Here is an 11,045-nt window from a genome sequence, read left to right on the forward strand (position 1 = left end):
AAGGAGGAAATATGCATCTTAAATACCTTTCGTTGGCATTACTTATCGGGACGGCAAGTGCGCAAACCGTCAATTTCAACTTACAAGCAAAAGTCTTCGATTATGGTCAGAATGTGACGGCTATTGAGCTTGAAACTAAACATTTAGCTATTCCGGCTAAAGCACTAAAAACCTCAGATTTCCAAGTACACGCTAAATCTTCGTTACCCATTAATGCGATGGGGAATAAAGTTGCCGGCGAATTTGATACGGAGCGAAAAATTACTAAAGTAACATTGAATAAACAGGGAAATATCGTACTTTCTCTCGAACACGGTAAGGATATTGTCGGCGCTAATACATTGGCTTATATCGCGGGAGATATCGGGCGTAATGTACAACTTGGCTTAGATTATCAAATACGCCAAACCCGAGATTTAGCATTGTTGCCAAAAGATACGACCTACCGCCAACAAGCACTGATTGATCATGAAGTGGCAAAATTCACCGCCTACACATCTCAACAAGGCATTCATTATCAATTATTCCAACCGCAAAATTCTCATGAAAAACGACCGCTTATCATCTGGCTACACGGTAATGGTGAAGGTGGCGTCGGTGCTTATCAAAACAATATTTCAACGCTACTCGCCAACCGTGGCGGAGTTGCATTTGCTAGTGATGAAGCACAAAAGATTTTCGGCGGCGCTTATGTTGTTGTGCCTCAAGTACCGGATACTTGGTATCTCAATTATCAAAAAGACTATATTCACCAAATTAAAGCATTAATTGATGAGGTAAATGCTAACCATCAAATTGACCGAGACCGAATTTATCTGTTTGGTGCTTCTGCCGGCGGTTATATGTCATTGCGTATGTTGCTTGAATATCCTGACTTTTTTGCAGCAACCGTTGCCACTGCACCGGCTTTAGATAAAGCGCCGATTGCAGGCGGCGTACCGACCACCGAACAGGAATTACAACGAATTCAAGGCAAGCCGCTTTGGCTGGTACACGCCGCGAACGACCCAACCATTTCTTACCCGGCAACCAGCAAACGCGTATTCCAAACCCTACGTGATCACGGTGCGATTTTAAGTGTTTATCCGGAAGTTAAAATCGGCAAAACAACTTACAACGGACATTGGTCTTGGATTTACACCTTACGTAATATTCCAAAAACACCACATGGCGAGTCGCTCTTTGAATGGACGGCGAAACAAAAACGCTAGTCGATAATAAATTAATGGAGTCATACCCAAGCGGTCGAGTCTTGTAAAAAAACGACAAAATTCGACCGCTTTTTTTGTGATCACGTTCACATTTCTCAACGCTGCCTTTTGCAAGCGGTGATTTTTTCAGATAAATTTGTATTTATAACACTTAGGGTGTTACGTTAATTCGGCAAGCCTAAGCAAAATGATTTTCGCACTTCCGTGGGAAAGTTTTTTTGCTTAGGCTTTTTTATTGAGTTTTATTGCAATGAGGATCAGAAAATGAGCAATTTAAAACCGTTTCCAGCGAATTTTTTATGGGGTGGCGCAACGGCTGCCAATCAAATTGAAGGTGGCTTTGATGCGGATGGTAAAGGTTTATCCGCTGCGGATATGGTTGCATACGTACCAAAAGAAGAGCGTGGTGCGCACAGTGCTGCGATTGAAGTGACTTCAGAGCGTATCGAATCTATTTTATCCGGCAAATTCCAAGGTCGCTTCCCTAAACGAGACGGCATTGATTTCTATCACAAGTATAAAGACGATATCGCCCTCTTTGCTGAAATGGGCTTTAAATGCTTCCGTATCTCTATTCATTGGGCAAGAATTTTCCCGAACGGTTATGATGAACAGCCGAATGAAGCGGGCCTAAAATACTATGACGATATGTTTGATGAAATGCTCAAACACGGTATTCAACCGATGGTGACCCTTTGTCACTATGAAACTCCATTAGGTTTGGTGCAAAAATATAACGGTTGGCTACATCGTGACGTTATCGGGCATTTCTTACGCTATGCGGAAACCGTGTTTAAGCGTTATAAAGACAAAGTGAAATATTGGTTAACGTTTAATGAAATCAATATGATCACTATGCATAGCCCTTATACCGGTGGCGGCGTGGTTATAGATCGTATTCCCGAAGCGGAACGTGAAAACGCTAAATACCAAGCGCTTCATCATCAATTTGTCGCCAGTGCGCTCGCAACCAAATTACTGCACGAAATCATTCCGGACGGCAAAATGGGCTGTATGCTAGCCCGTTTACATCACTATGCGTTAACCGCCGATCCGAAAGACCAACGTCTGGCACAATGGGGTAATCAGCAAAACTTGTTCTTCACAGATGTTCACGCTCGTGGTGAGTACCCACGTTATATGTTGCGCCACTGGCAAGAAAATAACGTGCACATTCACAAAGAATTCGGAGATGATGCGATTCTGAAACAATATCCGGTCGATTTTATTTCCTTTAGTTACTATATGTCGGTTTGTGTTACTACACACGACGAAGGCGAGAAAGTTGGTGGCAATCTGATTGAAGGCGTGAAAAATCCGTATCTTAACGCCTCCGATTGGGGTTGGCAAATCGATCCGGAAGGGTTACGTATTACATTAAACGATATGTACGATCGTTATCAAAAACCGCTCTTCATTGTCGAAAACGGGCTAGGTGCCTATGACCAAGTTGAAGCGGACGGAAGCATTCATGACCATTATCGCATCGATTATTTACGTGCGCATATCCAACAAATGCAAGAAGCAATTTCAGACGGTGTGGAATTGATCGGTTATTTGGAATGGGGGCCGATTGATTTGGTGAGTATGTCGACTTCCGAAATGTCAAAACGCTACGGATTTATTCATGTCGATTTGGACGACCTTGGCAACGGCACCGGCAAACGTAGCCGTAAAGATTCATTCTACTGGTACAAAAAAGTTATCGCCAGCAACGGAACTGATTTAGCATAAATGAAAATTTTTCATTAAATTAGTAGCAAACAAGCGGTCGTTTTTCTCGTTATTTTTGCAAAAAAATGAGAAAATCAGACCGCTTTTCTGTATAAACCATGCTCAATACCTGCTGCATTCATTACCGATTTTCAGCAACAAAAAACTATAACTATTTGGAGGCGGAATATGCTCAAAATCACCAAAGTATTTAACAATAATGCTGTACTTGCTGAAAATGAACTGCAAACCGAATTGGTTGTGCTTGGAAAAGGGGTCGCTTTTGCTAAAAAGTTGGGAGATTGCGTTGATGCCGATCTGATTGAAAAAACCTTTAGTCTCAATAAAAGTCCGTTTACACCGCACTTGATCGCTCTACTTGAACAAATTCCACCGATTTATTTTCAACTGACCAATCAAATCGTTAACGAAGCGAATAAACAACTCGGCACACCTCTTTCCAACAGCATTTACGTCAGCCTGACCGATCACCTTTTCCATGCGATTGAACGTGCTAAAAATAATCAACAGATCCCAAATGCGCTTACCTACGAAATCCAACGTCTTTATCGTGCGGAATTTGCACTCGGATTATTTGCTATCGCCAAAATTCACGAGCATTTAAAGGTAGAATTAGACGAACATGAGGCCGCTTTTATCGCCCTCCATATTTTTAACGCCCGCACGGATGGTTCAACCATGCATGATACCTACCAAGCTACGCAAATCATCAAAGACATCTTGCGCTTAGTACGCTTACAATTCAATCATCATTTCGATGAAGATAGCTACGATTTCCAGCGTTTTCTTACCCATTTACAACATTTTGCCCAACGTTTTTTCATTTCCGGACAACACTCGACTGGCGATGATGATTTTCTCTATCAACAAACAAAGTTGGCTTATCCTAAAGCGTACCAATGTGTAGAAAAAATTAATCACTATCTCCAACAACATTACCAAAAATCTCTTAATCAAGATGAACAGCTCTATTTAACTATTCATATTCAGCGAGTGGTTAAAAGTAAATAATATCCGCAGTAAGTTCAGCTGTATTTATTGATCGATATCAGTTTTTTGAATTTTTACTCCAAATTAAAACTTTTCAATTAGCAACAATATTTTGTGCACAAAAATTCTTCAAGAAAAAGACTGTGGTCAATTTATCTACAAATTATAGATTTTATCACCATTGCAAACGATTAACTTAATCAGTTTACTGATCTAAATTTTTCCTTATAGATCAACAAGCTCCTTTTTACTTCTCCAATTGATATTTTATTTAGAAAATAAATTATTTTTTCACACCAAAAAACTAATGACTTTTAAAAAAATGCTCCCTAGAATGGAGCCATTCTTCACTTTGTATTTACTTTATTTTAACAACTAAATAACTTTCTAAAGGAAAAATAGCATGCCAAATCGCAACATTATCTGGTTCGAAAATTTACGAATGACCGACGTTGAAATTGTCGGCGGTAAAAATGCCTCATTAGGCGAAATGATTAGTCAACTTACTGAAAAAGGCGTACGTGTGCCAAATGGTTTTGCTACAACTGCCAGCGCATATCGTAAATTTCTCGCCCATAATGGCTTAAATGAACGTATTTCAGCGGCATTAGCGCAATTAGATGTTGAAGACGTGGTTGCCCTTGCCCAAGTGGGTAAAAATATCCGTCAATGGATTTTAGACACACCGTTTCCTGCCGAGCTTGATGCTGAAATCAATCAAGCATGGCAAACCATGGTAAATGAAGCCGGCTCGGATCAAATTTCAGTTGCAGTACGTTCTTCGGCAACTGCGGAAGATTTACCGGATGCTTCATTTGCCGGCCAACAAGAAACTCTCTTGAATATCAATGGGTTAGACAATGTCAAAGAGGCGATGAAACACGTATTTGCTTCACTCTACAATGACCGAGCGATCTCTTACCGTGTACACAAAGGCTTTGCGCATGATGTGGTTGCCCTTTCTGCCGGTGTTCAACGTATGGTGCGTTCGGACAGTGGCGCTGCCGGTGTAATGTTCTCGATTGATACCGAAAGCGGCTTTGAAGATGTGGTCTTTATTACCGCTTCATACGGCTTAGGTGAAACCGTGGTGCAAGGCGCGGTAAACCCAGATGAATTCTATGTGCATAAACCGACACTCAACGCCAATCGCCCAGCTATTTTGCGTAAAACGCTTGGCGCTAAACAAATTAAAATGATTTTCAGCCAACAGGCGCAAGCAGGAAAATCAGTACAAGTTATTGATGTGCCGGCAGCAGAACGCCGCCAATTTGCCATCAGCGATGCGGAGATTACTGAGTTAGCGCAATATGCAGTAATTATTGAACAACATTACGGCCGCACAATGGATATTGAATGGGGTCGTGACGGTATTGACGGTAAGCTCTACATTCTGCAGGCACGTCCGGAAACAGTAAAATCACAAGAAAAAGCACAAGGCAATACCTTACAACGTTATACCCTTTCCGGTGAGCGTAAAGTGCTGATTAAAGGTCGAGCAATCGGACAAAAAATCGGACAAGGTAAAGTGCGTTTAGTGAAAGATGCTTCAGAAATGGATCAAGTCCAAGCCGGTGACGTGTTAGTGGCGGATATTACCGATCCGGATTGGGAACCGGTCATGAAACGTGCTTCGGCAATTATCACCAATCGTGGCGGACGTACTTGCCATGCGGCAATTATTGCGCGTGAATTGGGTATTCCTGCCGTGGTAGGCTGCGGCAATGCCACTGAACTGCTAACAAGCGGTCAAGAAGTAACAGTTTCTTGCGCCGAAGGCGACACCGGTTTAATTTACCAAGGGTTATTAGATGTGAAAGTTGACCACATTGCGCTCGATAATATGCCGCAAGCACCGGTAAAAATTATGATGAATGTTGGCAATCCGGAACTGGCTTTCTCATTTGCTAAATTGCCAAGTGAAGGTATCGGTTTAGCTCGTATGGAATTTATCATCAACCGCCAAATCGGTATTCACCCGCAAGCCCTGATTGAATTTGACCGCTTAGACAGCGATCTGCAAGAAGAAATCAGTGAACGTATTGCTGGCTACGCTTCACCGGTTGAATTTTATGTCGATAAAATTGCTGAAGGTGTGGCAACACTTGCCGCCTCCGTTTACCCACGTAAAGCGATTGTGCGTATGTCCGATTTTAAATCGAATGAATATGCCGGTTTAATCGGCGGTGATTTATACGAACCGCACGAAGAAAACCCGATGATCGGTTTCCGTGGCGCTGCACGCTATGTTTCTGAGGAATTCAGCCAAGCATTCGCTCTTGAATGCCAAGCAATCAAACGTGTACGAGATGAAATGGGACTCACCAATGTTGAAGTGATGATTCCGTTTGTACGTACTCTGCAAGAAGCACGCCAAGTGGTTGAAACCTTAAAAGCTAACGGTTTAGAACGTGGTAAAAACGGCTTACGTCTTATTATGATGTGCGAAGTGCCGAGCAATGCTATTTTAGCCGAACAATTCTTAGCTTATTTTGACGGCTTCTCGATTGGTTCAAACGATATGACCCAGCTCACCTTAGGTGTTGACCGTGATAGCGGTGGCCCGATTGCCGCGACCTTCGACGAACGCAATGAAGCGGTTAAAGCAATGCTTAGTATGGCGATCCAAGCTTGTCGTAAGCAAGGCAAATATGTCGGCATTTGCGGACAAGGCCCGAGCGATCACCCTGATTTCGCGCAGTGGCTGGTTGAAGAAGGCATCGAAACGCTTTCACTCAATCCGGATACCGTGATCGAAACTTGGTTATATTTAGCTGAAAACATCAAACATTAATAAACCAAAAAAGCGGTCTAATTTTGCCCAAATTTTGCAAAAAATCGGCTTTTTTAGACCGCTTGTTCCCTATTCATAAGGACTGATTATGCCAAATGTTCGCTATGCGTTTTTTATTTCCGACCGTACCGGAATCACCGCAGAAAACTTAGGTGACGCCCTGCTTGAGCAGTTTGCCGAAATGCAATTTAAACGCACCACTTGTCCGTTTATCGACACACCGGAAAAAGCCCATAAATTGGTCGCTGAAATTAATACGGTAGCGGAAAAACAACCGCATCCACCGATCTTATTTATGAGCGTAGTCAATGAAGAAATCAGAGAAATTCTCAAAACCAGCAAAGGCGTTTTACTCAACTTTTTTGATACCTTTTTAGCCGTGTTAGAACAGGAATTAGGTATGCACGCCAGCCACGAAGTCGTGAGCCGTGTTCATAATGTCGAAAAATATGACGAACGTATGGAAGCGGTTAATTTTGCCCTTAATCACGATGACGGCGTTTCGGATAAAGATCTCCAACAGGCGGATGTGATCCTACTTGGCGTATCACGCAGTGGCAAAACCCCGACCTGCCTCTATCTTGCGCTACAATACGGCATTCGTGCGGCAAACTATCCACTCACACCGGAAGATCTCGACAGCACAGAACTGCCAAGAATGGTAAAACCTTATCGTCATAAATTATACGGACTGACCATCAAACCCGACCGTTTACACGATATTCGCCAAGAACGCCGCCCGGATTCCACCTACGCAGACCTCAAAACCTGCCGCGCCGAAGTATTGGAAGCCCAAGCAATGTTCCGCCGCTATAATATCCCATACACCAATACCACCCACCAATCCGTAGAAGAACTCGCCGTCTCTATCATGCAAGCCTGCAAATTGAAGCGGAAGTTTTAGGCGTGATAAACAGCCGGTACAAGCGGTCAAATTTGATAAAGTTTTTGCAAATCTAGCCGCTTGCATTGTAAGCAGCAATGAATTTCTGTATAATCTGTCGTCTTTTTATAAACGAAATTCGCAAAAACTCTGGAGTAACAAAATGGCTCGTGTAACCGTACAAGAAGCAGCAGATAGAATCGGCAACCGTTTCGACTTAATTTTGACCGCGGCACGCCGTGCAAGACAATTACAACTTCACGTTCGTGAACCACTTGTGCCTGAAGAAAATGATAAGCCGACGGTTATCGCATTACGTGAAATCGAAAAAGGTTTAATCAATAGTCAGATCATGGATCAATTAGAAAACAATGATGCGATCCAACAAGAAGTTGCTGAACAAGAAGCGATCTCTTTCTTAGCAGATGTTCAAGCTAACGCTTAAGATCAAATTTATTCAATATTTAGATGGATAATTGAAAATAAATAGTAGTACTATCTATTGTCAATTATCCATTTTTTAATTCTATTTTTCTCGAGGTGTACCGTGTATCTTTTTCAACCGTTAGATAGCATTATTCAGGGCTATTTACCTGCTGATAAAATCGAGCTGGTAAAGCGTGCCTTTGTTATTGCGCGTGATGCGCATGAGGGGCAAACTCGCTCAAGCGGAGAGCCTTACATTACTCATCCTGTAGCAGTGGCATCTATTATTGCGGAAATGAAACTCGACCATGAAGCGGTAATGGCGGCATTGTTACACGATGTGATTGAAGATACACCTTACACGGAAGAACAGCTTGCCGCCGAATTTGGCGCAAGTGTTGCGGAAATCGTGCAAGGCGTTTCCAAACTGGATAAATTAAAATTCCGTACTCGCCAAGAAGCGCAAGTTGAGAATTTCCGCAAAATGATTTTGGCGATGACCAAAGACATTCGAGTGGTATTAATCAAACTGGCTGACCGTACCCATAATATGCGTACACTAGGGGCGTTACGTCCGGACAAACGCCGCCGTATTGCGAAAGAAACGCTTGAGATTTACAGTCCGTTAGCACATCGTTTAGGCATTGAGCATCTCAAAAACGAATTGGAAGATCTCTGCTTCCAAGCGATGCACCCTCATCGTTATCGTGTCTTACGTATGGCGATTGATATGGCGCGCGGTACTCGCCAAGACCTTATTTCGACCATTTCTCACGAAATTCAATCACGTTTAGACGAAGCCGGAATAAAAGGCCGTGTTTATGGTAGAGAAAAACACCTCTACTCGCTTTATGAAAAAATGCGTCAACGCGACCAACATTTCCATTCCATTTTAGATATTTATGCGTTTAGAGTGGTGGTGGAAAATGTAGATAATTGCTACCGTGTATTGGGGCAAATGCACTCGCTGTACAAGCCTCGTCCATACAAAATTCGTGACTATATTGCAGTGCCGAAAAGTAACGGTTATCAGTCATTACATACCTCAATGATTGGGCATAAAGGTGTGCCGATTGAAGTACAGATTCGTACTGAAGATATGGATTTAATGGCGGAACTCGGCGTGGCGGCTCATTGGCGTTATACCGAAGATCAAACCACAGCAACCAGCGTACAACAAAAAGCGCAACAATGGCTGCGCAGTATTATCGAGCTGCAACAAAGCGCCGGTAACTCGGATGAATTTATTGAGAACGTTAAATCCGACCTTTTCTCCGATGACATTTATGTGTTCACACCTAAAGGTCGTATTGTAGAATTGCCGGCAAAAGCGACCGCTATCGACTTTGCTTATGCGGTTCACTCGGATATTGGCGACCGTTGCGTCGGCGCAATCGTTGATCGCAACCCGTATCCGATTTCACAGCCGTTGCAATCTGGGCAAACAGTTGAAATTCTGACCGAACAAGGTAAACGTCCAAGCCCGTCTTGGCTGACGTTTGTGGTCAGTGCCAAAGCCCGTTCAAAAATCCGCACTGCACTGAAACATTTAGAAAATGTTGATCAGGTTACGGATGAAGTAGTGAAACCAGAACAGTTGGATGTTGATATCGAATTGGAAATCAAAGACCAGCCGGGTGTGTTGGCAAGTCTAACCAATGCGATCGCTTCAATGAATAGTAATATCGGCACAGTAGAAAGCCGTCCGAACGGCACGGGTAATTACCAAGTGAAAATGCGCATTTCCGTCACGGATAATGCTCATCTTTATGTAGTGATTCAGAAGCTAACTAAAGTAAACGGCGTCATTCGTGTCACAAAAGCCTAATCGTCTCTAAACATAAGCGGTGGATTTTTGTAAATTTTTTACAAAATTTGACCGCTTATTTTCTCGTTAATCCCTCTCAATTCGGCTATAATTGCCCGAATTTTTTATACACATTAAAAAGGAACTCCAATGTTATATCCAAGCGAAGAATTTCTTTATGCACCAGTTACATGGGTAGATCACAGCGAAGGTTACACTGACATTCGTTACCACAAATCAACCGATGGTATTGCAAAAATTACCATCAATCGTCCTGAAGTACGTAACGCATTCCGTCCACAAACGGTTAAAGAAATGATCCACGCTTTCGCCGATGCTCGCTTTGACGAAAAAATCGGTGTAATTGTGCTAACCGGTGAAGGTGAATGCGCATTCTGTGCCGGTGGTGACCAAAAAATTCGTGGTGACTACGGCGGTTATAAAGACGATAGCGGTGTTCATCACTTAAACGTGTTGGAGTTCCAACGTGATATCCGTACTTGCCCGAAACCGGTTGTTGCAATGGTAGCAGGCTATGCGGTAGGTGGCGGTCACGTATTACATATGATGTGTGACTTAACGATCGCAGCCGATAATGCAAAATTCGGTCAAACCGGCCCGAAAGTCGGTTCATTTGACGGCGGCTGGGGCGCAAGCTATATGGCTCGTATCGTAGGTCAGAAGAAAGCACGTGAAATCTGGTTCTTATGTCGTATGTACGATGCGCAAGAAGCATTAAATATGGGCTTAGTGAATACGGTTGTACCTTATGCGGATCTTGAAAAAGAAACCGTACGTTGGTGTCGTGAAATGTTACAAAACAGTCCAATCGCATTACGTTGCTTAAAAGCGGCATTAAATGCGGACTGTGACGGTCAAGCCGGTCTTCAAGAATTAGCAGGCAACGCAACGATGTTGTTCTATATGACGGAAGAAGGTCAAGAAGGTCGTAACGCTTTCAACGAAAAACGTGAACCTGACTTCAGTAAATTTAAACGTAATCCGTAGTTAACTCTACTTTCTCCCCTTGTGGGAGAGAGACAGCTTGTTAAAGCGTTAAGCGAAAACAAGCAGAGAGAGGGGAATTGCAAAATTTTTCGGGAATTTAACCGCATTTCCCTCTCCCTGATTTTCTTCTGAACAAAGAAAAAAACTATCCTCTCTCACAAGAGGGGAAGGTAATAACTTAATCGCCTAACT

The 11,045-nt window shown here is 42.9% G+C and carries 8 protein-coding genes; all 8 read left to right on the plus strand.

The genetic code is table 11. The features are described 5' to 3' along the window. Positions 1 to 11 precede the first annotated feature (11 nt). The 8 genes from ASU1_RS08415 to menB all read left to right on the plus strand — a co-directional run bounded on the left by ASU1_RS08415 (position 12) and on the right by menB (position 10,853). Complete coding sequence (locus ASU1_RS08415; protein ID WP_014992323.1) at positions 12 to 1,211, plus strand: prolyl oligopeptidase family serine peptidase; 1,200 nt, start codon at positions 12 to 14, stop codon at positions 1,209 to 1,211. Positions 1,212 to 1,475: 264 nt separating this feature from the next. Then, positions 1,476 to 2,945, plus strand: coding sequence for a glycoside hydrolase family 1 protein (locus ASU1_RS08420; protein WP_039195398.1), 1,470 nt, complete (start codon positions 1,476 to 1,478; stop codon positions 2,943 to 2,945). Between the two features lie 168 nt (positions 2,946 to 3,113). Continuing rightward, a complete protein-coding gene (gene licT, locus ASU1_RS08425; protein WP_014992325.1) occupies positions 3,114 to 3,956 on the plus strand; it encodes a BglG family transcription antiterminator LicT in 843 nt (280 codons plus the stop codon). 382 nt (positions 3,957 to 4,338) lie between these two features. After that, a complete protein-coding gene (gene ppsA / locus ASU1_RS08430; RefSeq protein ID WP_014992326.1) occupies positions 4,339 to 6,729 on the plus strand; it encodes a phosphoenolpyruvate synthase in 2,391 nt (796 codons plus the stop codon). An 88-nt stretch (positions 6,730 to 6,817) separates the two neighbouring features. Then, entirely contained in the window at positions 6,818 to 7,633 is an 816-nt protein-coding gene (ppsR, locus tag ASU1_RS08435; RefSeq protein ID WP_014992327.1) for a posphoenolpyruvate synthetase regulatory kinase/phosphorylase PpsR, read from the plus strand. A gap of 142 nt (positions 7,634 to 7,775) precedes the next feature. Beyond that, positions 7,776 to 8,057, plus strand: a complete 282-nt coding sequence (rpoZ, locus tag ASU1_RS08440; protein ID WP_005625045.1) for a DNA-directed RNA polymerase subunit omega — start codon at positions 7,776 to 7,778, stop codon at positions 8,055 to 8,057. Between the two features lie 102 nt (positions 8,058 to 8,159). Beyond that, positions 8,160 to 9,866 (plus strand): RelA/SpoT family protein, encoded by a 1,707-nt coding sequence (locus tag ASU1_RS08445; RefSeq protein ID WP_014992328.1) that lies wholly within the window; start codon positions 8,160 to 8,162, stop codon positions 9,864 to 9,866. A 129-nt stretch (positions 9,867 to 9,995) separates the two neighbouring features. Beyond that, positions 9,996 to 10,853, plus strand: coding sequence for a 1,4-dihydroxy-2-naphthoyl-CoA synthase (menB, locus tag ASU1_RS08450; protein ID WP_014992329.1), 858 nt, complete (start codon positions 9,996 to 9,998; stop codon positions 10,851 to 10,853). Positions 10,854 to 11,045 lie beyond the last annotated feature (192 nt).

Source organism: Actinobacillus suis ATCC 33415 (assembly GCF_000739435.1).
GTDB classification, from domain to species: Bacteria; Pseudomonadota; Gammaproteobacteria; order Enterobacterales; family Pasteurellaceae; genus Actinobacillus; species Actinobacillus suis.